A 23,196-nucleotide genomic window follows, 5' to 3' on the forward strand; every position below is an offset into this window, starting at 1 on the left:
CTCAGACCGTCACCTCGACGCGCTCGGGAGCCAGCGCCTCGGCGAGGAACCGGCCGGTGTGGCTCTCGGGGACGCTCGCGACGTGCTCCGGCGTCCCCTCGGCGACGACGGTGCCGCCGCCGGAGCCGCCCTCCGGGCCCATGTCGACGACCCAGTCGGCGTTCTTGATGACGTCGAGGTTGTGCTCGATCACCAGGACCGTGTTGCCCTTGTCGACCAGCGACTGCAGGACGCCGAGCAGCTTGCGGATGTCCTCGAAGTGCAGTCCCGTGGTCGGCTCGTCGAGGACGTAGATCGTGCGTCCCGTCGAGCGCCGCTGCAGCTCGGCCGCGAGCTTGACGCGCTGCGCCTCGCCGCCCGACAGCGTCGGGGCGGGCTGCCCGAGGCGGACGTACCCGAGGCCCACGTCGACCAGCGTGCGCAGGTGCCGGGCGATGGCGGGCACGGCGGCGAAGAACTCCGCCGCCTCCTCGATGGGCATGGACAGGACGTCCGCGACGGTCTTGCCCTTGAAGTGGACCTCGAGCGTCTCGCGGTTGTAGCGCGCACCGTGGCACACCTCGCACGGCACGTAGACGTCCGGGAGGAAGTTCATCTCGATCTTGAGCGTGCCGTCGCCCGAGCACGCCTCGCAGCGGCCGCCCTTGACGTTGAACGAGAACCGCCCGGGTGTGTAGCCGCGCACCTTGGCCTCGGTCGTCTCCGCGAAGAGCTTGCGGACGTGGTCCCAGACCCCGGTGTACGTCGCCGGGTTGGACCGCGGGGTGCGCCCGATGGGTCCCTGGTCGACGTGCACGACCTTGTCGAGCTGGTCGAGCCCGGTCACGCGCTTGTGCCGGCCGGCGACCTGCCGCGCGCCGTTGAGCTCGTTCGCCATGACGGTGTACAGGATCGAGTTGACGAGGGTCGACTTCCCTGAGCCCGACACCCCGGTCACGGCGGTGAGCACCCCGAGCGGGAACGACACGTCGATCCCGCGGAGGTTGTTCTCCCGGGCGCCGACGACGGTGACCTGGCGCGACCTGTCGACGGGTCGGCGCTGTGCCGGCATGGGGATGCTCCGGCGGCCCGAGAGGTAGGCGCCCGTGACGGACTCCTGCGAGGCCAGCAGGCCGTCGAGGTCCCCGGAGTGCACGACGCGGCCCCCGTGCTCGCCGGCACCGGGGCCGATGTCGACGATCCAGTCGGCCGTCCGGATGGTGTCCTCGTCGTGCTCGACGACGATGAGCGTGTTCCCCAGGTCCCGCAGCCGGGTCAGCGTGTCGATGAGCCGACGGTTGTCGCGCTGGTGCAGACCGATCGAGGGCTCGTCGAGCACGTACAGCACGCCGACGAGGCCCGAGCCGATCTGCGTCGCGAGCCGGATCCGCTGCGCCTCGCCGCCCGACAGCGTGCCGGCCGGGCGCATGAGCGAGAGGTAGTCCAGCCCGACGTCCAGCAGGAACCCCAGCCGCGCCTGGATCTCCTTGACGACCTGGGCCGCGATGGCCCGCTCCCGCTCACCCAGCTCGAGGCCGTCGATGAACGCGCGGGCCTCGTCGATCGGCAGCGCGCAGACGTCGGCGATCGAGCGGCCGCCGACCTTGACCGCGAGCACCTCGGGCTTGAGGCGCGCCCCGTCGCACGCGGGGCACGGCACCTCCCGCATGAACGCCTCGTACTTCTCCTTGCTCCACTCCGAGTCCGTCTCGGCATGACGGCGCTGGAGGAAGGTGATGACGCCCTCGAAACCGGTCGAGTACTGCCGCTCCCGTCCCCACCGGTTGCGGTAGCGGACGTGCACCTCGTGGTTCTGCCCGTGCAGCACCGAGTCGCGCGCCCGCTGCGGCAGCGCACGCCACGGGGTGTCCATGGAGAACCCGAGGTCCGACGCCAGCGCGGACAGCACCCGCTGGAAGTACTCCGAGGAGGTCTGCGCCCAGGGCGCGACCGCACCCTGCGCGAGCGAGAGGTCGTCGTCGGGGATGACCAGCTCGGGGTCCACCTCGAGCCGGGACCCGATGCCCGTGCACTCGGGGCACGCGCCGTAGGGCGCGTTGAAGGAGAACGTGCGGGGCTCGACCTCCTCCAGCGTCAGGACGTGGTCGTTGGGGCACGCCCGGTTCTCGGAGAACCGGCGCTCACGCTGGGGGTCGTCGGCGTCGGCGTCGACGAGCTCGACGACGAGCAGACCTCCCGCGAGGCCGAGCGCCGTCTCCACGGAGTCGGTGAGCCGCCGCTGCACGCCCTCGCGCGAGACCAGCCGGTCGACGACGACCTCGATGTCGTGCTTGAGCTTCTTCTCCAGGGTGGGCGGGGTCGCGAGCTGGACGACCTCGCCGTCGACACGGGCGCGGGAGAACCCCTTGCCCTGCAGCTCGCGGAACAGGTCGGCGTACTCGCCCTTGCGACCGCGCACGACGGGAGCCAGGACCTGGTAGCGGGTGCCCTCGGGCAGCTCGAGCAGGCGGTCGACGATCTGCTGCGGGGTCTGCGCGGTGACGCGCTCGCCGCACACGGGGCAGTGCTGGGTGCCCGCACGGGCGAACAGCAGGCGCAGGTAGTCGTACACCTCAGTGATCGTCCCGACCGTGGACCGCGGGTTGCGGTTCGTCGACTTCTGGTCGATCGAGACCGCCGGCGACAGCCCCTCGATGAAGTCGACGTCCGGCTTGTCCATCTGCCCGAGGAACTGCCGGGCGTACGCCGAGAGCGACTCGACGTACCGCCGCTGCCCCTCGGCGAAGATCGTGTCGAACGCCAACGACGACTTGCCGGACCCCGACAGCCCGGTGAACGCGATGAGGGCGTCGCGGGGCAGGTCGATGTCGACGTTGCGGAGGTTGTGCTCCCGGGCGCCGCGGACCACGAGACGGTCGGACAGAGGATGGGTCACAGCCGACGAGTCTACGTGCGGCCACCGACAATCGCACACGTGTTCGACGTGACGTGCGTCCCTCGCCGGGGCGGTGGAGCGCGGCACGCGCCGACGCAGGCCATGCTGGTGCCGATGGACGCCACGCCCGCTCCCCCGCCCACCGGCCCCGGACTGCTCGGGGCCCAGGTGCCGATCGAGGACTACGCCGTGCTGGGCGACGGGCACACCTGCGCCCTGGTCTCGCGCCGCGGCTCGGTCGACTGGCTGTGCCTGCCGCGCTTCGACTCCGACGCCTGCTTCGCCGCCCTCCTGGGCACGCCCGACCACGGTCGCTGGCTGCTCACCGTGCGGGACGCCACCGAGGTGACCCGCCGGTACCGGGGGGACTCGTTCGTCCTGGAGACGACGTACCGCACCGCGCGCGGCGCGGCCGTGGTGACCGAGACGATGCCGCTGGGCGACGGTCGCGCCGACCTCGTCCGGCACCTGGAGTGCACGCAGGGCGAGGTCGAGGTCGAGCACGAGTGGGTGGCGCGGTTCGGGTACGGCGCCGTCGAGCCGTGGGTCCGGCACGAGACCGACGCGGACGGCTGCGACACCCTGCGGGCCGTCGCGGGACCGGACTCCCTCGTGCTGCGCGGCGACCGGCTGCCGCGCCGCGTCGACCACGGGTACCGCGACCTGCTGACCCTGCGCGCGGGCGAGAGCCTGGAGCTGTCGCTCACCTGGGTGCACTCGTGGGAGCCGATACCGCCGCGGCTGTCGGTCCCCGACCAGGTCGACGCGACCGCCGTCGTGTGGGGGCTGTGGGCCCGCGGGTGCACGTACGACGGCCCGTACCGCGAGGCGGTGGTCCGGTCGCTGCTCGTCCTGCGGATGCTCTCGGACGTGACCACGGGTGGGATCGTCGCCGCGCCCACGACCTCGTTGCCCGAGGCGTTCGGCGGGGAGCGGAACTGGGACTACCGGTACTGCTGGCTGCGCGACGCCGCGCTCACCCTCGAGGCGCTGCTCGAGCAGGGGTTCCGGCAGGAGGCGACCCTGTGGCGGGACTGGCTCGCCCGCGCCGTGGCCGGGGATCCCAAGGACCTGCAGATCATGTACCGCGTGGACGGCGGGCGACGGCTCCCGGAGTCGCACCTCGAGCACCTGCCCGGGTACGCCGGCTCGCGGCCCGTGCGGCTGGGGAACGCCGCCGTCGGCCAGGTGCAGCACGACGTGCTGGGCGAGGTCATGTCGGCCCTCGCGATGGCGCGGGACGCCGGGCTCGCGGAGACCGCGGACACGTGGGCGCTGCAGCGCGTCCTCGTCGACGACCTCGCGGCCACGTGGCGGGAGCCCGACCGCGGCATCTGGGAGGTGCGCGGGGACCCGCAGCACTTCACGCACTCGAAGGTGATGGCGTGGGCGGCGCTCGACCGGGCGGTCCGCGCCGTCGAGGAGCACGCGCTCCCTGGGCCCGTCGAGCGGTGGCGGCAGGTGCGCGAGGAGATCCGCGCGGACGTGCTCGAGCACGGCTGGAGCCCGGAGCTCGGGACCTTCGTGCAGCACTACGGCGCCCGGCACACCGACGCCTCCCTCCTGCAGGTGGTGCAGGTCGGGTTCGTGCCGGCCGACGGCCCGCACGCCCGGGCGACGATCGCCGCGGTCCGCGCGGAGCTCGAGGTCGCTCCGGGGCTGCTGCTGCGCTACCGCACGGAGCGGACGGACGACGGCCTGCCGGGGGCCGAGTCCCCCTTCCTCGCGTGCTCGTTCTGGCTCGCCGACGCGCTCGCCCGGGCCGACGACGTCGACGGGGCGACGCAGGTGCTCGACGCGCTCGTGCCGCTGGCGAACGACGTCGGGATGCTCGCCGAGCAGTACGACCCGGTGCGGCGGCGCATGGTCGGCAACGTGCCCCAGGCCCTGTCGCACCTGGCGCTCGTGCGAGCGGCGCACAGCCACGACCTCGCCGTGCGGCGCGCGTCGGCGGTGAGCGGCGGGGTGTCGCGGTGACCGCGGCCGGGTGGACGGGCCGAGTGGTGCCCGGCGGCGAGAGCGCGGTCCGCGTGCTCGACCGCGCGGAGATCCGCACGGCGTCCGTCGGCGAGATGGACAACGACGCCTACCTCGTGACGTGCCGGCGCTCGGGCGCCCAGCTGCTCGTCGACGCCCCGACGGACCCGGACCGCCTGCTGTCCCTCGTGCGGGAGGGCGACGGGACCGGACGGCTCGACGTCCTGGTCGTCACGCACCGGCACGGCGACCACCTCGGCGCGGCCGCGGCCGTCGTCGCGCGCACGGGCGCACGGCTCGCCGCCGGGGAGCACGACGCCGACGAGGTCGGACGTGCGTGCGGCCGGACCGTCGACACGCGGCTCCGGCACGGCGACCGGCTCACCGTGGGCGACCTGGAGCTCGAGGTCGTCGCCCTGCGCGGCCACACGCCGGGGTCGGTCGCGCTCGCACTCACCGAGCCCGAGGACGCGCACGCGCCCGGCGCCACCCCCGGGCGCGTCCACCTCTTCACCGGCGACTCGCTGTTCCCCGGCGGTGTCGGCAGCACCCAGGGCGACCCGGAACGCTTCACGCGGCTGCTCGACGACGTGCGCACCCGGCTCTTCGACCGGTACCGGGACGACACGTGCGTGTACCCCGGGCACGGCGACGGCACCACGCTCGGTGCCGAGCGTCCGCACCTCGCGGCGTGGGCGGCGCGGGGCTGGTGAGCAGCGCACCGCGCGGCACGGGCGCACGTCCCGCCGCGTGGGGGCGCGCCTCGGGCAGGATGGTGCCATGAGCACCTTCGCCGTCCGGTACACCTACGACGAGCGGGCCGAGGTCCGCGACGTGGTCCGCCCCGAGCACCGCGCCTGGTTGTCCGAGCTGGCCGCGGCCGGCGTGCTGCTGGGGTCCGGGCCGTTCACGGAGGGCACCCCCGGGGCCCTGCTGGTCCTGCAGGCGGACGACGAGAGCGCGCTGCGGTCCGTGCTGCAGCAGGACCCGTTCGCGCGCGAGGGCCTGATCGCGCAGACGGAGGTCCGCGGCTGGCACCTGGTCCTCGGCCCGTGGGCGACCGACGCCTGAACCGACCCGGTCCGGCCGCGCGGCGCCGACCCGACGCCGGTCAGGCAGCGCCGGGCCCGTCCGGCCGGACCTCGTCCGCGGGCGCGACACCCGACGACCGGGCGACGGTCCGGCGCGTGCGGACCAGGCTCGCGGCGGTCGCGACGACGAGCGCAGCACCGATCACCGCGAGCGAGACCCACGACGGGACCTCCGGGGCCCAGCCCACGGGCCGGCCACCGTTGAGGAAGCCGAGCGAGTTGGTCGCGAGCGCCTCGAGCACGAGCTTGCCCCCGATGAAGGCCAGGACGGCCGCGAGGCCGTAGGGCAGGTAGACCAGCCGGTCGAGCAGCCCGCCGAGCAGGAAGTACAGCTGACGCAGCCCCATCAGCGCGAAGACGTTGGCCGTGAACACGATGAAGGGGTCGTGCGTCAGACCGAAGATCGCCGGGATCGAGTCGAAGGCGAACAGCAGGTCCGTCGTGCCGATCGCCACGAGGACGACGAGCAGCGGCGTGAAGACCCGACGACCGCCGTGGGTCGTGCGGAGCCGGCCGCCGTCGTAGGCGGGCGACAGCGGCAGGACACGGCGGACCCCGCGGATCAGCGCGTTCTCCGTGTACTCCTCGTCGGCGCCGCCCACGCCCTCCCGGACCAGCCGGACCGCGGTCCAGACGAGGAACGCGCCGAACACGTAGAAGACCCACGTGTAGCGCTCGATGATCGCCGCCCCGGCGAGGATGAAGCCCGCGCGCAGGACGAGCGCCACGATGATGCCGACCATGAGCACGCGCTGCTGCTGCTCACGCGGGACCGCGAAGCCCGACATGATGAGCAGGAACACGAAGAGGTTGTCGACGGACAGGCTGTACTCGGTCAGCCACCCCGCCACGAACTCCCCGGACGGCGCCGGTCCCCCGACGACCGCGAGCAGCGCCGCGAACACGAGCGCGAGGCCGACGTACACCAGCACCCACAGGAGGCTCTCGCGGATCGAGGGGACGTGCGGGCGTCGCCGCACGATGGCCAGGTCGAGCAGGAGGATCCCGCCGACCGCGACGAGCGTCGCCACCTGGAAGGCGGCGGGGAGCTCGTGGGTCACGGGCGGCCCTCGGCCCCGCCCTCGTCGGGGTCGGCGGCCAGGCCGTGGGTCGCCGCGCGCGACGCCGCGAGGGCGCTGGCCGCCTCGTCCCGGCGCGTGCGGCGCAGCGAGAGCACGGTCGTCACCGCGAGCGTGCCGACGATGACGCCGAGCGACACCCAGGTGCCGATCTCCGGGACCACCGTGACGTGCTCGCCCCCGTTGATGAAGGCGACCTCGTTGGTGTGCAGCGCGTGGATGAGCAGCTTGATGCCGATGAAGCCGAGGATCACGCCGAGCCCGTAGGACAGGTAGACGAGCTTGTCCAGCAGGCCGTCGATGAGGAAGAAGAGCTGGCGCAGGCCGAGCAGGGAGAACGCGTTCGCGGTGAAGACGAGGTAGGTCTCCTGCGTGAGGCCGAAGATCGCCGGGATCGAGTCGACCGCGAAGATGATGTCCGCGGTCCCGATGGCGATCATCACGATGAGCATCGGGGTGATGAAGCGGGTGCCGTCGCGGCGCACGACCATCTTGTCGCCGACGTAGTCGTCGGTGGTCGGGAAGACCCGCCGCGTCCAGCGCAGCACCCGGTTCTCGTGGTACTCGTCCTCGTCCTGCGCGCCGGCCCTGATCTGGGTCCACGCCGTGTAGATGAGGAACCCGCCGAAGATGTAGAAGATCCACGACAGGTTCTCGATCATCGCCGCACCGACGAAGATGAAGGCGGTCCGCAGGACGAGCGCGATCGTGATGCCGATGAGCAGCACCTTCTGCTGGTAGAGCCGCGGCACCCGGAAGCTGGCCATGATGAGGACGAAGACGAAGAGGTTGTCGACCGACAGGCTCTTCTCGGTCACGTACCCGGCGAAGTACTCCGCGCCGTACGTCGACCCCCAGACGGCCCAGACGAGGACCCCGAACACCAGCGCGATGCCGACGTAGCCGGCCGACCACCAGCTCGACTCCCGCAGGGTCGGCTCGTGCGGCGAGCGCACGTGCCCGACGTAGTCGACGGCCAGCATGAGCAGGATGACACCGACGGTGGCACCCCACACCCAGAGAGGAACATCCACGAACAGACCTCCGGAACGGTTCGACAGGGGATCGGAGGTCTCTTCCGCCAGCGCCTCCCGCACCCGGGGGCGAGGTCGTGCGCGCGGCCGACGCACCGGGCCGGCTGCGCTGGCGACCGTGATGACGATGACGTCGTGGGGAGTACTCCCCTCCGCGCAGAACTATAGGTGACGATCCTGGGCGCGCCAGCCCGGGGTCAGGCCGTGGCCGACTGCATCTGGCGCAGCTCCTTCTTCAGCCCGGAGATCTCGTCACGCAGGCGCGCTGCCAGCTCGAACTGCAGCTCCGCGGCTGCCGCGTGCATCTGGTCGGTGAGCTCCTGGACGAGTCCGGCCAGGTCGTGGGCGGCGGCGCCCGCCAGGCGGGTGCGCTCGTCGTGCCCGCCGGCGCGCGAGCCCAGTCCCGGGACGGGCGACTTGCCGCGGCTGCTCTGCCGTCCGCTGCCGCCGAGCAGCTCGGCGGTGTCGGCGTCCTCCCGCGCGAGCATGTCCGTGATGTCGCCGATCCGCTTGCGCAGCGGCTGCGGGTCGATGCCGTGCTCGAGGTTGTAGGCGATCTGACGGTCGCGGCGGCGTTCGGTCTCGTCGAGCGCCTGCCGCATCGCCGGCGTCACCGTGTCCGCGTACATGTGCACCTGCCCGGACACGTTGCGCGCCGCGCGGCCGATGGTCTGGATCAGCGACTTGCCCGACCGCAGGAAGCCCTGCTTGTCGGCGTCGAGGATCGCGACCAGGGAGACCTCGGGCAGGTCGAGGCCCTCCCGCAGGAGGTTGATGCCGACCAGGACGTCGTACTCCCCCAGCCGCAGCTCACGCAGCAGCTCGACACGGCGCAGGGTGTCGACCTCCGAGTGCAGGTAGCGCACCCGTACGTCCTTCTCGAGGAGGTAGTCGGTGAGGTCCTCGGACATCTTCTTGGTCAGCGTCGTGACCAGGACGCGCTCGTCGCGCTCCACGCGGTCCCGGATCTCCCCCAGGAGGTCGTCGATCTGCCCGGTGGTGGGCTTGACGAGCACCTGCGGGTCGACCAGGCCGGTCGGCCGGATGATCTGCTCGACGACCCCGTCGGACATCGACAGCTCGTAGTCGCCGGGCGTGGCCGACAGGTAGACCGTCTGGCCGATCCGCTCGACGAACTCCTCCCAGCGCAGCGGCCGGTTGTCGACCGCGCTGGGGAGCCGGAAGCCGTGGTCGACGAGGGCGCGCTTGCGCGACATGTCGCCCTCGAACATCGCCCCGATCTGCGGGACGGTCACGTGGGACTCGTCGATGACGAGCAGGAAGTCCTCGGGGAAGTAGTCGATGAGCGTGTTCGGTGCGGAGCCGGGCGCCCGCCCGTCGATGTGGCGGGAGTAGTTCTCGATGCCCGAGCACGAGCCGATCTGGCGCATCATCTCGATGTCGTACGTCGTACGCATCTGCAGCCGCTGCGCCTCGAGGAGCTTGTTCTGCTGCTCCAGCTCGGCGAGCCGCTGCTCCAGCTCCGCCTCGATGCCCGTGATCGCCCGCTCCATGCGCTCGGGGCCGGCGACGTAGTGGGTCGCCGGGAACACGTGCATCTGCTGCTCCGAGCGGACCACGTCACCCGTGAGGGGGTGCAGCGTGGCGATCGCCTCGATCTCGTCGCCGAAGAACTCGATGCGGACCGCGAGCTCCTCGTAGACGGGGATGATCTCGACCGTGTCGCCCCGCACCCGGAACGTCCCGCGGGTGAACGCCATGTCGTTGCGCGTGTACTGCATCGTGACGAACCTGCGCAGCAGCTGGTCGCGGTCCACCTGGTCGCCGACCGCGAGCGTCACCATGCGGTCCACGTACTCCTGCGGCGTGCCCAGGCCGTAGATGCACGAGACCGTCGAGACGACGATGACGTCGCGGCGGGTCAGCAACGAGCTCGTCGCGGAGTGCCGCAGCCGCTCGACCTCCTCGTTGATCGAGGAGTCCTTCTCGATGTAGGTGTCGGACTGAGCGATGTACGCCTCGGGCTGGTAGTAGTCGTAGTACGAGACGAAGTACTCGACCGCGTTGTTCGGCAGCAGCTCGCGGAACTCCGTCGCCAGCTGGGCGGCGAGGGTCTTGTTGGGCGCCATGACGAGCGTCGGCCGCTGCAGCTGCTCGATGAGCCAGGCCGTCGTCGCCGACTTCCCGGTGCCGGTGGCGCCGAGCAGGACGACGTCCTTCTCGCCCGCACGGACCCGTGCCGCGAGCTCGGCGATCGCCGCCGGCTGGTCGCCGCTGGGGGTGTACTCGGAGACCACCTCGAACGGCGCGACGGTCCGCTGCAGATCGGTGACGGGGCGCATGGCCCCACGGTACGTCGACCCACCGACATCGACCCGGCGTCACGGGCCGGGCCTCACCGACCCGGCGCGTCAGTCCCCGCTGAAGGAGACGTGGGCGGCCGGGTCCGCCTGGGAGAGCAGCTTGGCGTACCGGTCCATGAAGCCGCGGTAGGCGCTGAAGCCGCCGATCTTGCGCTTGGCCATCGGCACCAGGGCGCTCATGCCCCCGGACTTGACGACGTAGCTGGTGATGAGCGTGCGCACCGTCACGCGACCCACGGCGCGGTCGACCTCGACGTCGAAGAACAGCACGGGTTCCGTGCTCTCCCGCGTCATGTCACGGACCGAGACCGACACCTTGTTCGCGCTGCGCTCACCCACGCGCAGCCAGCCGTTCTCGTCCTCGACCGTGGAGGCCGCCGTCGTCACCAGGTCGAGCACCTGCGTGGCTGACAGTGCGCCCGTGGCCACCGACATCGAGGCCTTGGACTGCAGCGGGCGCGCCTCCCACCCGCTACCGACCGACTGGACCGCCATCGTTCCTCCGGCTCCGTTGCCTCGGGCCGCCCGACGCGGCCCCCGGACGCGCAGCGCGCGTCCATCCGAGTGATCGGCGTGTGAACGCTACTCCTCGCGTGGACAAGCGTTCAATTCACTCGAACAGGTGAAGGTTACTCCCCAGTACGGAGGACGAAGGTCCTGCACCGCACACCGCCGCTCCTCAGCGGGCGTCGGCGGCCCGCTCGTCGGCGCGCTCCACGGCGAGCCGCGCCCAGAGGTCGTCGACCTGCAGCAGCAGGTCGGCCTCGCTGCCCGTGCCGTCCAGCACGACGTCCGCGACCGCCAGCCGCTCCTCGTCGCGCGCCTGCGCAGCGACTCGCGCCTCCGCGTCCGGGCGCGACATGCCGCGCAGCCGCACCAGACGCTCCACCCGCAGCACCGCCGGGGCGTGCACCACCACCACGACGTGGAAGCCGTCGGCCTGACCCGTCTCCACGAGCAGGGGGATGTCGTGGACGACGACCGCGCCGGCGTCGAGCGCGGCCGCGGCCGCCTCGCGCTCGGCCGCCAGGCGCCGCACGACCGGGTGCACGATCGCGTCGAGCCGGGCGCGCGCACCCGCGTCGGCGAACACGATCGCTCCGAGCGCCGCCCGGTCCAGCCCGCCGGCGGCGTCGAGCGCCCCCGGGCCGAACTCCGCGACCACGTCCTCCAGGCCTGCGGTGCCCGGCGCCACCGCGTCCCGGGCGAGCACGTCGGCGTCGACGACCACCGCCCCGAGCTCGTCGAACCTGCGCGCGGCGACCGACTTGCCCGCCGCGATGCCTCCGGTCAGCCCGATCCTCTGCATCGCTCCATCGTGGCGTCCACGACGCGTCCGCGCGACCCCGGGTCGCGGGGCCGCGGGCACGCCGACGGCCGGCCACCCGAGGGTGACCGGCCGTCGTCGAGATGCCGGTGCGGGCGCGGCCCGCGCGGCGTCAGTTGCCCGTGAGCTTCTCCCGCAGTGCGGCGAGCGCCTCGTCGGACGCGAGCGTGCCCGTGGCCTCGTCGGACGCCGACGAGTACGTCGACGGCGCGGGGCCGCTGCTCGTGGTGCTGCTGCTCGCAGCGGGAGCGGACTCCGACGTCGAGGCCTCGAGGTCCGCCTGGGCGGCCGCGGAGACCTGCTTGCGGTGCGCCTCCCAGCGCTCGTGCGCGGCCGCGTACTGGGCCTCCCACGCCTCACGCTGCGTCTCGAAGCCCTCGAGCCACTCGTTGGTGGTCGGGTCGAAGCCCTCGGGGTACTTGTAGTTCCCCTGCTCGTCGTACTCCGCCGCCATGCCGTACAGCGCGGGGTCGAAGTCCTCCGACTCGGGGTCGAAGCCCTCGTTGGCCTGCTTGAGCGACAGCGAGATCCGGCGACGCTCGAGGTCGATGTCGATGACCTTGACGAAGACGTCGTCGCCCACCTGGACGACCTGCTCCGGGATCTCGACGTGACGCACGGCGAGCTCGGAGATGTGCACCAGGCCCTCGATGCCGTCCTCGACGCGCACGAACGCACCGAACGGGACGAGCTTGGTGACCTTGCCGGGCACGACCTGGCCGATGGCGTGCGTCCGGGCGAACGCCTGCCACGGGTCCTCCTGCGTCGCCTTCAGCGACAGGGAGACCCGCTCGCGGTCGAAGTCGACCTCGAGCACCTCGACCGTGACCTCCTGGCCGACCTCGACGACCTCGGAGGGGTGGTCGATGTGCTTCCAGGACAGCTCGGAGACGTGCACGAGGCCGTCGACGCCACCCAGGTCCACGAACGCGCCGAAGTTGACGATCGAGGACACGACGCCGGGACGGACCTGGCCCTTCTGCAGGGTCTGCAGGAACGTCGAGCGCACCTCGGACTGCGTCTGCTCGAGCCACGCACGCCGCGACAGCACGACGTTGTTGCGGTTCTTGTCGAGCTCGATGATCTTCGCCTCGATCTCCTTGCCGACGTACGGCTGGAGGTCGCGCACGCGGCGCATCTCGACGAGGGAGGCGGGCAGGAAGCCGCGCAGGCCGATGTCGAGGATGAGCCCACCCTTGACGACCTCGATGACGGTGCCGGTGACGACGCCGTCCTCCTCCTTGATCTTCTCGATCGTGCCCCAGGCGCGCTCGTACTGCGCGCGCTTCTTGGACAGGATCAGACGGCCTTCCTTGTCCTCCTTCTGGAGGACGAGGGCCTCGACCTCGTCACCGACCTTCACGACCTCGCCGGGGTCCACGTCGTGCTTGATGGACAGCTCGCGGGAGGGGATGACGCCCTCGGTCTTGTAACCGATGTCGAGCAGGACCTCGTCGCGGTCGACCTTGACGATGGTGCCCTCGACGATGTCACCGTCGTTGAAGTACTTGATGGTGGCGTCGATCGCGGCGAGGAAGTCCTCGGCCGTACCGATGTCGTTCACCGCGACCTGCGGGCTGGCGGGCTTCGCGGGGGTGGAGATGCTCATGTAGTGGTGGGCTCCGATGCGGACAGGAAGTAGGACGGACAGGGATGGTGCGTGGACGAGAACGTCCGCGTCCCGTCCACCACGACCTCGTCGCCGGCGGACCGGGAGACCTCGAGGACTCGGTGGCACCAGGACGCGCGGCACCGCCGTCCACCCTATCGGGTGGACGGCGGCGCAGGCAAAGGGAGCGTCAGGCCAGTGCCCGCGCGACGGTCAGCAGGTCCTGCGGCACGAACTTGACCTTGCCCGCGACCTCGTCGAGCGGCAGCAGCACGACCTGCTCGCCCTGGATCGCCGTCATGACGTTCGACGTTCCCGCCGTGACGGCGTCGATCGCGGCGACGCCGAAGCGCGAGGCGAGGATCCGGTCCGCGGCGGTCGGGATGCCACCGCGCTGCGTGTGACCCAGCACGGTGACGCGGGTGTCGAACCCCGTGCGCTGCTCGATCTCGACCTTGAGCCGCTCGCCGATGGCGCCGGCGACGATCTCGCCGAACTTGCCGACCTGCGTCTCGTAGTGCATCGGCGTGCCCTCCGCGGGGACCGCGCCCTCGGCGACGACGACGATCGAGAAGCTGGCGTGCGCCCGGTGCCGGTGCTTGAGGAAGCGTTCGATGCGGCCGATGTCGAACGGCTCCTCCGGTGCCAGGACCAGCTCGGCGCCTCCGGCGATGCCGGAGGTCACGGCGATCCACCCCGCGTGCCGGCCCATCACCTCGACGATCATGACCCGGTTGTGCGACTCGGCCGTCGTGTGGATCCGGTCGATCGCCTCCGTCGCGATGCTCACCGCGGTGTCGAAGCCGATCGACGCGTCGGTCCCCCACACGTCGTTGTCGATCGTCTTGGGGATCCCGACGACCTTGACGCCCGCCGCGGCGACCTTGCTCGCGGCGTTCAGGGTGCCGTCACCGCCGATGCAGATGAGCGCCTCGATGCGCTCGGCCTCCAGCGTGGCGAGGGCGGCATCGAGGCCACCGTCCGACGCGTGGGGGTGGTACCGCGCCGTCCCGAGCAGCGTGCCGCCCGTCGGCAGGACGTTGCGGATGTCCCGCCGGGTCAGCGGCATGACGTCGCCGTCGACCACACCCTTCCAGCCGTTGCGGAAGCCGATGATCGAGTGCCCGTGCTCGCCCTCCCCCCGCTTGACGACCGCTCGGATCGCGGCGTTCAGGCCGGGGACGTCGCCGCCACCGGTGAGCAGACCGACTCGCACGCTGGAGCTCCTCGTTCGCAGGGGTCACCCCGTCGAGGTCCGCGGGGGCTGACGCGCGTCGACGCGGCGTCGCGCACCACCCTAGCCATCCCGGACGCGCGACCGGTACGCCTTCGGTCCCGGTGGACGGCGCACGACCGCGGGCGCGGTCGACCTCAGGCCGGGCGCCCGAGGTCCAGGTCCCGCCCGGGGATGGCGTCGAGCAGGGTGCGCGTGTAGGTCGTGCGCGGCGTGTCGAACACGTCGTCGACCGTGCCCCGCTCCACGATGCGCCCCTCCTGCATGACGCAGACCTCGTCGGCGATCTGGCGGACCACGGCCAGGTCGTGGCTGATGAACAGGTACGTCAGGCCGAGCCGCTCCTGCAGGTCGGCGAGCAGGTGCAGGATCTGGGACTGGACGATGACGTCGAGGGCCGAGACGGCCTCGTCGCACACCACGAGGTCCGGCTCGAGGGCCAGCGCTCGGGCGATCGCCACGCGCTGCCGCTGCCCGCCGGACAGCTCGGCCGGGTAGCGGCGCAGCAGGCCGGCGGGCAGGGCCACCTGGTCCAGGAGCTCGCGGACGCGGGCGTGCCGCTGGGCCCGGTCACCGATCCCGTGCACCCGCAACGGCTCCTCGACGGTGCGGTAGACGGTGAACAGCGGGTCGAGCGAGGCGTACGGGTCCTGGAAGATCGGTTGCACGCGGCGCCGGAACGCGACCTCGGCGGAGCGGTCGGGCTGCGTGACGTCCGTGCCGTCGAACCGGATCGTGCCCGACGTCGGCGCGAGGAGCGCGAGCATCATGCGGGCGACCGTCGACTTGCCGGAGCCGGACTCCCCGACGACCGCCAGGGTGCGTCCGCGGGGGACGACGAAGCTGACGTCGTCGACGGCCGTGAAGCCGGAGGACCGGCCCAGCAGCCCGCGGCCGCGGATGGTGAAGACCTTCGTGACGTGCTCCACCTCGACGAGCGGGGGCGCGGAGGCGTCGGCCGCGAGCGCGGGCGACGCCGACGCGGGCGCGGTGCCGCGGTGCTCCGGGGACCCGTCGGGGGGCACGTCGGCGGGCGCGGGCTCGTCGACGTGCCCCCCGTGGCGCGCGAGCTCGATGCGGCGCGACGCCAGCGAGGGCGCGGCCGCGAGCAGGCGGCGCGTGTACTCGTGCCGCGGCGCGGTGAGGATGGTCCGCGCGTCGCCCTCCTCGACCACCTCGCCGCGGTACATCACCACGACGCGGTCGGCCCGCTCGGCGGCGAGCCCCAGGTCGTGCGTGATGAGCAGCACCGCGACCCCGAGGCGGTCGGTGAGATCCGTGAGCCCGTCGAGGATCGTGCGCTGGACGGTGACGTCGAGCGCGGAGGTCGGCTCGTCGGCGATGAGGAGCCGGGGACGCGCCGCCAGCCCCATGGCGATGAGCGCGCGCTGCCGCATGCCGCCGGAGAACTCGTGGGGGTACTGCTGGGCACGTCGCTCGGCGTCGGGCAGGCCCGCCTCGGTGAGCAGCTCGACGGTGCGGGCACGGGCGGCAGCACCGCGGGCGACGCCGTTGTCCTCGAGGGTCTCGTCGACCTGGGCACCGACCCGGCGGACGGGGTTGAGGTTGGACATGGGGTCCTGCGGCACCATGCCGATCCGGCTGCCGCGCAGGCGGTGCATCGCCTCGGGGCCGAGAGCGACGAGGTCCTCGCCCTCGAAGAGGATCTGCCCGGCGGTGACGGAGCCGTTGCCGGCGAGCAGGCCGATGACCGCGGCGGCCGTCGTGGACTTCCCGGAGCCGGACTCCCCCACCACGGCGACGGTCTGGCCGGCGCGGACGTCGAACGAGACGCCGCGCACGGCGGTCGCGCTGCCGGCCTCGGTGCGGAACGTGACCTCGAGGTCGCGGATGCTCAGCAGCGGCTCCGTGCCGCCTGCGGGGTGCTGGGGTGCGTCCGTCATGCTCACCGCCTCCTCGATCGCGGGTCGAGGGCCTCGCGCAGCGCCTCGCCGAACAGGGTGAAGCCGAGGGCCGTCACGGAGATGCAGATGCCGGGCCACAGGGCCAGACGAGGCGCGATCTCGAGCTCGTTCTGCGCGGCGACGAGCATGCGCCCCCACTCCGCGGTCGTCGGCGAGCCCCCGCCCAGGCCGAGGAACGACAGCGCGGCCGCCTCGATCACGGCGGTCGCCAGCAGCAGCGTGGCCTGCACGATCACCGGGGAGACGCTGTTGGGCAGGACGTGGCTCATGGTGACGGTGCGTCGGGACAGCCCCAGGGACCGTGCCGCGAGCACGTAGTCCTGCCCCTTCTGCGCGAGCATCGACCCGCGCAGCAGACGCGCGAAGACGGGCACCTGGACGACGCCGATCGCCAGGACGACGGACGAGGGGCTCTGCCCGGCCACGGCGGCGATGGAGACGGCGAGCAGCAGGCTGGGCACGGCGAGCATGAGGTCGACGAGGCGCATCGCGGCCGAGTCGACCCAGCCGCCGAACGTTCCCGCGACCAGGCCGAGCAGCATCCCCCCGGCCAGGCCCAGGAGCGTCGCGAGGACCCCGATCAGCAGGGACGCGCGTGCGCCCCACACCAGTTGGGAGAACAGGTCGGCCCCGTAGCGGTCGATCCCCAGCGGGTGGTCGGCCGACGGGCCGGGGATGAACGTGGGTCGCACGTCGGCGCGGCCGGGCAGCTCGCCCGGGCCGAACGGCGCGATGACGGGTGCCAGCAGCGCGACGAGCACGAACGCGACGACCACCAGGGCGCCGAGGATCGCGGCAGGGTTGCGCACCAGGCGCCGCAGCGCGACGCGCCACAGCGCCTCGCCGGCCCGTCGGTCCTCGGCGAGCGCGGCGCCCGCGTCGACCGGGCCCTGCTGCGGGACCTCGTACACCTCGGGTGCGCTCATCGCGTCCTCATCCTCGGGTCGATCAGGCCGTACGACACGTCCACCGCGAGGTTCACGAGGGCGTAGACCACGGCGATGAGCAAGATGAAGCCCTGCAGCACCGCGTAGTCGAGGTCGAAGACGGCGTCGGCGAGGAACTTGCCGACGCCGGGGAAGGCGAAGACGGTCTCGGTGAGCACGGCCCCCGAGAGCAGCAGCCCGATCTGCAGGCCGATGGTCGTCGAGACCGGCAGCATCGCGTTGTGCAGGATGACGCGGCCGCGCACGTGGGGGCCCGACAGGCCCTTGGCGCGCGCGGTGCGGACGTAGTCGGCGTGCTGCACGTCGATCACCGACGCGCGCGTGATGCGCGCGATGATCGCCAGCGGGATCGTGCCGAGGGCGAGCGCCGGCAGCACGAGGTGCGTCAGGGCGTTCCAGCTCGCGTCCCACTCGCGGGTCAGCACGCCGTCGAGCACGTAGAACCCCGTGGGGTGCGTGGCGATCATCGCGGAGCTCTGCCGACCCGCCGAGGGGAACCAGCCGAGCTGCACGGCGAAGAGCCACTTGAGCAGGAACGCCAGGAAGAACACGGGGATCGTCACGCCGAGCAGCGAGGCGACGACCGCGGCGTGGTCGACGAGCCTCCCCTGCCGGCGGGCGGCGACGTACCCCAGCGGGATGCCGAGGCCCACGGCCACGAGCAGGCCGAGCAGCGACAGCTCGATCGTCGCGGGGAACCTGGCGAGGAACTCGTCGAGCACGGGCCGCCCGGTGCGGGTCGACACCCCGAAGTTGCCCTGCAGGAGCTGCCCGAGCCAGGTCAGGTACTGCTGGGGCAGCGGCCGGTCGAAGCCGTAGAGCTGGTTGATGCGCGCGACCGCCTCGGGGGTGGCGCGCTCGCCCAGGAGAGCCGTCGCCGGCCCTCCTGGGAGAGCACGCACCCACAGGAACAGCAGCACCGACAACCCGAGCAGGGTGGGGACGAGCAGCGCGAGGCGCCGCAGGATCAGTCGGGTCATCGGGTGGTGCAGCTCCTCAGTCGCCGAGCGTGATCACGTTGAAGACCTCGTCCTGCACCGGCGAGGCCGGGTAGCCCTTCACCTCGGCCGTGAAGGCCAGCGACGGGACCGGGTGCGCCAGCGGGATGCCGGGCAGGAACTCGAGGATCGCCGCGTTGGCCTGCTCGTACGCCACCGTCTGGTCGTCGACGTCGGCCACGTACCGGGCGTCGTTGATGGCGGAGAACAGGGACGGGTTGTCGAAGCCCCACTCGTTGGAGGTGCCACCGAAGAACACGCCGATGAAGTTGTACGTGTCGTTGTAGTCGCCGGTCCACCCCAGCAGGTGCAGCCCGTGGTCCGCGCCGCCCTGGATCTTGTCGAGGTACTCCGGGTTCCACGGGTCCGGGACCGGGTTGATCGTGATGCCGACGGCCTCGAGGTCGGCCTCGATGGCCGTGAACACCTGCTCGGGCGTGGGCATGTACGGGCGCGACACGTTGGTCGGGTAGTTGAAGTCGAGCGTCAGGTCCGACCGGCCGACCTCGGCGAGCAGGGCGCGCGCCTTGTCCGGGTCGTACTCGTAGGTGACGACGTCGGGGTTCCACCCGGCGACCGACGGCGGGACGAAGTTCGTGGCGACCTCCGTGCCCTCGGGGAGCGTCTGGGCGACCAGTGCCTCCTTGTTGATCGCGTGGGCGATGGCCTGCCGCACCTTGAGCTCGGCCAGGTCGGGGTTCGCCTGGTTCATGCCGAGGTACAGCACGTTGAACGGCTCCCGGTTGACGATCTGGTAGCCGGCGTCCTCCAGCGCGACGACGTCGGCGGGCCCGACGAGGTCGTAGCCGTCGATGTCGCCGGCCTGCAGCGCCTGCCGCCGCGCGGTCGCGTCGGAGATGACCGGGAACACGACGCGTCGGACCTGTCCCTGCTCGCCCCAGTACCCGTCGTACGCGCTGAGCACGACCTCCTCGCCGGGGCTCCACGACTTGAACCGGAAGGGACCGGTGCCCGTGGGGTGCGCCGTCGAGTACGCCGGGAGCACGGGCGCCTGCCCGTCCCCCGTCACGCCGTCGGCGTCGTACTCCTGCAGCGCGGTCGGCGACTGCATCGAGAACGACGGCAGCGACAGGGCCGAGACGAGCTCGGGCAGCGGGCTGCGCAGCCGGATCACGGCGGTCGCCGGGTCGGGCGCCTCGCACGACTCGTACTTCCCGGTGCCGTCCAGGCTCGCGACGTCGCTGCTCGCGAAGCCGCCGTTGACCTTCTGCCAGTAGTACGAGAGGGACTCGGACTGCAGCACCCCGGTGAAGTTGTTCCAGCGCTCGAAGTTGAAGCACACCGCGTCGGCGTCGAAGTCGGTGCCGTCGTGGAACGTCACGTCCTCCTTGAGCGCGAACGTGTACTCCAGGCCGTCGTCGCTGACCTCCCACGACTCGGCGAGCAGCGGGGCGGGGTCGGCCGTGCCGGGCTCGACGCCGACGAGGCCCTCGAAGATCTGACGTGCCACGCGGAAGGTCTCACCGTCGCTGGCGAACGCGGGGTCCAGCGTCGCGGGGTCGCTCGACGCCGCGAAGATGAAGGTGTCGCGCCCACCGCTGGTCGCGCCGTCGCCGGCGTCCGCCCCGGAGTCACGGTCGCTGGCGGCGCACGCGGTCAGGGCGAGCCCGACCACCATCCCGGCCGCGACGGTCTGCCATCTGGTCCTCACTGCTGCCACCTCTCGTCAGGGCGTGGTGTGCACCACGCCGCGGGACCCGGCGAACGCTAGGTGCGGCGTGTCACACGGGTGTTACGGACCGGTACGGATCAGGCGTCGGACACACTGGCGGCATGTCGGACGAGTCACGGGACGACGCCCTGGCGGACGCCGGGTACCGCGAGGTGCCGGACGACCAGGGCGGTGCCGCCGCGCGCGGCTGGTGGGACGCGAACGCCGCGGAGTACCTCGACGAGCACGGCGACTTCCTGGGGCCGGCCGACCTGCTGTGGTGTCCCGAGGGTGTGCGGGAGTCGCAGGCGCGGCTCCTCGGGGACGTGCGGGGCGCGCGCGTGCTCGAGGTCGGCGCCGGCGCGGCCCAGGGCACCCGCTGGCTGCGCACGGTCGCCGGTGCGCAGGCGGTCGCGACCGACGTCTCCGCCGGCATGCTCGCCGCCGGCGCCCGGCTCGACGCGACCGCCGGCACCCGGACACCCCTCGTCCAGGCCGACGCCCGGGCGCTGCCGTTCGCGGACGGGTCCTTCGACATCGTCTTCACCGCCTTCGGTGCGCTGCCGTTCGTGCCCGACGTGCCGCGCGTCCACGCCGAGGTCCTGCGGGTGCTGCGCCCGGGCGGGCGCTGGGTCTTCGCGGTCACCCACCCGCTGCGGTGGGCGTTCCCGGACGACCCCGGTGCCGGCGGGCTCACCGCGACGCGCTCCTACTTCGACCGCCGGCCCTACGTCGAGTCGGCCGCCGACGGGCGGGTGCTGTACGCGGAGTACCACCGCACGGTGGGCGACCACGTGGCCGACGTCGTCGGCGCCGGGTTCGTCCTCGACGGCCTGGTCGAGCCCGAGTGGCCCCCCGACCACCGCCGGGTGTGGGGCGGCTGGGGGCCGGTGCGCGGCGCCCGGTTGCCCGGGACGCTCATCGTGCGTGCGCACCGGCCGCCCGCCTGATCGTCAGTGGCTCGTGGCCTTCTCCGCCCCGGCGCCGGTCAGCGAGCGCACCTCCATCTCGGCGAACTTCTCGGGGTGCGGCTGCTCCTTGGACAGCAGCGTCCCGACGATGCCGAGCAGGAAGGCCAGCGGGATCGAGACGATCCCGGGGTTCTCCAGCGGGAACACCGCGAAGTCGACCGACGTGTCCCGGATCATCGACAGGCTCTCACCGGTCACCGGGTCGACCTTGCCGGACACCACCGGTGACAGGGCGATGAGCACGACGCACGAGAGCAGGCCGCCGTACATGCTCCACAGCGCGCCGGCGGTGTTGAACCGCTTCCAGAACAGCGAGTAGATGATCGTCGGCAGGTTCGCCGACGCCGCGACCGCGAACGCCAGCGCCACGAGGAACGCGACGTTCTGGCCGTTCGCGAAGATGCCGCCCACGATCGCCAGGGCCCCGATGACGAGCACCGTGATCCGCGCGACCCGCACCTCACCGTCGGGAGCGACCTCACCACGCTTGATGACCGAGGCGTAGATGTCGTGCGCGAACGACGCCGCGGCCGTGATCGTCAGGCCCGCCACCACCGCGAGGATCGTCGCGAACGCGACGGCGGAGATCACCCCGAGCAGGAGCACCCCACCGAGCTCGTAGGCGAGCAGCGGCGCGGCGGAGTTCGCCCGGCCGGGTGCCGCCATGATCGCCTCGGGCCCCACCAGGGCCCCCGCGCCGTACCCGAGCACGAGCGTGAACAGGTAGAAGATGCCGATCAACCAGATCGCCCACACGACCGAGCGCCGGGCCTCCTTGGCGGACGGCACCGTGTAGAACCGCATGAGCACGTGGGGCAGCCCGGCCGTGCCGAGCACCAGCGCGAGCGCCAGCGACAGGAAGTTCAGCTGGGTCAGCGAGGACGCCCCGTACTGGCGCCCGGGCTCGATGAGCGTCTCGCCGCCCTCGCCCGCGGTGTCGATCGCGCCCTGCAGGAGCGCGGACAGGTCGAACCCGTACCTCGCGAGCACCCAGACGGTCATGACCCCTGCGCCGGCGATGAGCAGGATGGCCTTGATGATCTGGACCCAGGTGGTGCCCTTCATGCCACCGACGAGGACGTAGAAGATCATCAGCGCGCCGACGACGGCGATGACGACACCCTGACCCGCTGCCCCGTCGATCCCGAGCAGCAGCGCCACCAGCCCGCCGGCACCGGCCATCTGCGCGAGGAGGTAGAAGAAGACGACGGCGAGCGTCGACAGCGCGGCGGCCATGCGCACGGGTCGCTGGCGCAGCCGGAACGACAGCACGTCGGCCATGGTGAACCGGCCCGTGTTGCGCAGCAGCTCGGCGACGAGCAGCAGCGCCACGAGCCACGCGACGAGGAACCCGATGGAGTAGAGGAACCCGTCGTAGCCGTAGATCGCGATCGCGCCGCAGATGCCGAGGAACGACGCGGCCGACAGGTAGTCGCCCGCGATCGCCGTCCCGTTCTGCGGGCCGGTGAAGGACCGCCCGGCGGCGTAGTAGTCCGCGGCGCTCCTGTTGTTGCGCGACGCGCGGAACACGATGACCAGCGTCACGAGGACGAAGGCGCCGAAGATCGCGATGTTCACGAGCGGGTCGCCGATCTGCCCGGAGTCGGCGGCCACTGCGAGGACGGTGGCGTCGGACCGCGTCATGCGAGGCTCCCGCCGTGCCGGGCGTCCGCGCCGCCGTCGATGAGGGCGCCGGACTCGATGTGCTCGCGGAGGTTCGCGGCGACGGCGTCCTGCTTCCGGTTCGCCCAGCGGGCGTAGGTCATCGTGATGACGAAGGTGGACACGAACTGGCCGAGCCCGAGCAGCAGCCCGACGGTGATGTTGCCGACGACACGCTGGCTCATGAACGCCTGGGCGTAGTTCGCGAGAAGGACGTACAGGAAGTACCAGGCCAGGAACAGCGCGGTCATGGGGAACACGAAGCGACGGAACCTGCGGCGCAGGTCCTGGAACTCCGGTGAGCGTTGAACGCGCTGGTAGTCGGTCTCCTGAGGACTCTCGGACACGTGCACCTCCGCTGGTCCGGACGGCCTCGTCGCCGCCGCGGGGACCACTGTGACGCACAACACCCGACATTTCCAGACATCGCGGCCGTCGAGATCAACCGGAGTGCGAATGTCCTCGACGGGG

The 23,196-nt window shown here is 72.0% G+C and carries 18 protein-coding genes; 4 read left to right on the forward strand and 14 right to left on the reverse strand.

The features are described 5' to 3' along the window. Position 1: 1 nt before the first annotated feature. The gene (gene uvrA / locus Cph01nite_RS06005) at positions 2–2,863 is read right to left on the reverse strand and encodes an excinuclease ABC subunit UvrA (RefSeq protein ID WP_203672489.1); all 2,862 of its coding nucleotides are present in this window, start codon (positions 2,861–2,863) and stop codon (positions 2–4) included. 126 nt (positions 2,864–2,989) lie between these two features. Here uvrA and Cph01nite_RS06010 point away from each other — a divergent pair, with 126 nt between their 5' ends. From Cph01nite_RS06010 to Cph01nite_RS06020, 3 genes are all read left to right on the forward strand, one after another. Next, positions 2,990–4,852, forward strand: coding sequence for a glycoside hydrolase family 15 protein (locus tag Cph01nite_RS06010; protein ID WP_239069070.1), 1,863 nt, complete (start codon positions 2,990–2,992; stop codon positions 4,850–4,852). Then, positions 4,849–5,565, forward strand: coding sequence for an MBL fold metallo-hydrolase (locus Cph01nite_RS06015; RefSeq protein WP_239069071.1), 717 nt, complete (start codon positions 4,849–4,851; stop codon positions 5,563–5,565). The genes Cph01nite_RS06010 and Cph01nite_RS06015 overlap by 4 nt, the downstream gene beginning before the upstream one ends. A gap of 67 nt (positions 5,566–5,632) precedes the next feature. Beyond that, complete coding sequence (locus Cph01nite_RS06020) at positions 5,633–5,923, forward strand: YciI family protein (RefSeq protein WP_203672267.1); 291 nt, start codon at positions 5,633–5,635, stop codon at positions 5,921–5,923. Positions 5,924–5,963: 40 nt separating this feature from the next. Here the strand turns inward: Cph01nite_RS06020 and Cph01nite_RS06025 are convergent, their stop codons facing one another. From Cph01nite_RS06025 to Cph01nite_RS06075, 11 genes are all read right to left on the reverse strand, one after another. After that, a complete protein-coding gene (locus Cph01nite_RS06025; protein WP_203672268.1) occupies positions 5,964–7,004 on the reverse strand; it encodes a TerC family protein in 1,041 nt (346 codons plus the stop codon). Beyond that, positions 7,001–8,056 (reverse strand): TerC family protein, encoded by a 1,056-nt coding sequence (locus Cph01nite_RS06030; protein WP_203672269.1) that lies wholly within the window; start codon positions 8,054–8,056, stop codon positions 7,001–7,003. Before Cph01nite_RS06030 ends, Cph01nite_RS06025 begins: the two co-directional genes overlap by 4 nt. 197 nt (positions 8,057–8,253) lie before the next feature. Next, complete coding sequence (gene uvrB, locus Cph01nite_RS06035; protein WP_203672270.1) at positions 8,254–10,359, reverse strand: excinuclease ABC subunit UvrB; 2,106 nt, start codon at positions 10,357–10,359, stop codon at positions 8,254–8,256. 69 nt (positions 10,360–10,428) lie between these two features. Next, positions 10,429–10,875: a hypothetical protein gene (locus Cph01nite_RS06040; RefSeq protein ID WP_203672271.1), complete on the reverse strand. Its 447-nt coding sequence runs from the start codon at positions 10,873–10,875 to the stop codon at positions 10,429–10,431. A gap of 184 nt (positions 10,876–11,059) precedes the next feature. After that, positions 11,060–11,689, reverse strand: coding sequence for a dephospho-CoA kinase (coaE, locus tag Cph01nite_RS06045; RefSeq protein WP_203672272.1), 630 nt, complete (start codon positions 11,687–11,689; stop codon positions 11,060–11,062). Positions 11,690–11,819: 130 nt separating this feature from the next. Beyond that, on the reverse strand, positions 11,820–13,316 hold the full coding sequence (gene rpsA / locus Cph01nite_RS06050; RefSeq protein ID WP_203672273.1) for a 30S ribosomal protein S1: 1,497 nt from the start codon (positions 13,314–13,316) through the stop codon (positions 11,820–11,822). 190 nt (positions 13,317–13,506) lie between these two features. After that, entirely contained in the window at positions 13,507–14,532 is a 1,026-nt protein-coding gene (locus Cph01nite_RS06055; protein WP_203672275.1) for a 6-phosphofructokinase, read from the reverse strand. A 155-nt stretch (positions 14,533–14,687) separates the two neighbouring features. Next, complete coding sequence (locus tag Cph01nite_RS06060) at positions 14,688–16,454, reverse strand: dipeptide ABC transporter ATP-binding protein (protein WP_203672278.1); 1,767 nt, start codon at positions 16,452–16,454, stop codon at positions 14,688–14,690. Positions 16,455–16,456: 2 nt separating this feature from the next. Beyond that, positions 16,457–17,401 carry an ABC transporter permease gene (locus tag Cph01nite_RS06065; RefSeq protein ID WP_203672281.1) on the reverse strand — a complete coding sequence of 315 codons (945 nt, stop codon included), beginning with the start codon at positions 17,399–17,401 and terminating at the stop codon, positions 16,457–16,459. Continuing rightward, positions 17,398–18,402, reverse strand: a complete 1,005-nt coding sequence (locus Cph01nite_RS06070) for an ABC transporter permease (RefSeq protein ID WP_203672284.1) — start codon at positions 18,400–18,402, stop codon at positions 17,398–17,400. Before Cph01nite_RS06070 ends, Cph01nite_RS06065 begins: the two co-directional genes overlap by 4 nt. 16 nt (positions 18,403–18,418) lie before the next feature. Beyond that, positions 18,419–20,059, reverse strand: a complete 1,641-nt coding sequence (locus Cph01nite_RS06075) for an ABC transporter substrate-binding protein (protein WP_203672492.1) — start codon at positions 20,057–20,059, stop codon at positions 18,419–18,421. Positions 20,060–20,214: 155 nt separating this feature from the next. Between Cph01nite_RS06075 and Cph01nite_RS06080 the strand changes: the two genes are divergently transcribed. Then, positions 20,215–21,042, forward strand: coding sequence for a class I SAM-dependent methyltransferase (locus Cph01nite_RS06080; protein WP_203672286.1), 828 nt, complete (start codon positions 20,215–20,217; stop codon positions 21,040–21,042). 3 nt (positions 21,043–21,045) lie between these two features. On the opposite strand, the gene Cph01nite_RS06085 is transcribed toward Cph01nite_RS06080, so the two are convergent. Continuing rightward, on the reverse strand, positions 21,046–22,707 hold the full coding sequence (locus tag Cph01nite_RS06085) for a monocarboxylic acid transporter (protein WP_203672289.1): 1,662 nt from the start codon (positions 22,705–22,707) through the stop codon (positions 21,046–21,048). Continuing rightward, positions 22,704–23,072: a DUF485 domain-containing protein gene (locus tag Cph01nite_RS06090; protein WP_203672291.1), complete on the reverse strand. Its 369-nt coding sequence runs from the start codon at positions 23,070–23,072 to the stop codon at positions 22,704–22,706. The genes Cph01nite_RS06085 and Cph01nite_RS06090 overlap by 4 nt, the downstream gene beginning before the upstream one ends. Between the last annotated feature and the right edge of the window lie 124 nt (positions 23,073–23,196).

Source organism: Cellulomonas phragmiteti (assembly GCF_016862775.1).
Classification (GTDB): domain Bacteria; phylum Actinomycetota; class Actinomycetes; order Actinomycetales; family Cellulomonadaceae; genus Cellulomonas; species Cellulomonas phragmiteti.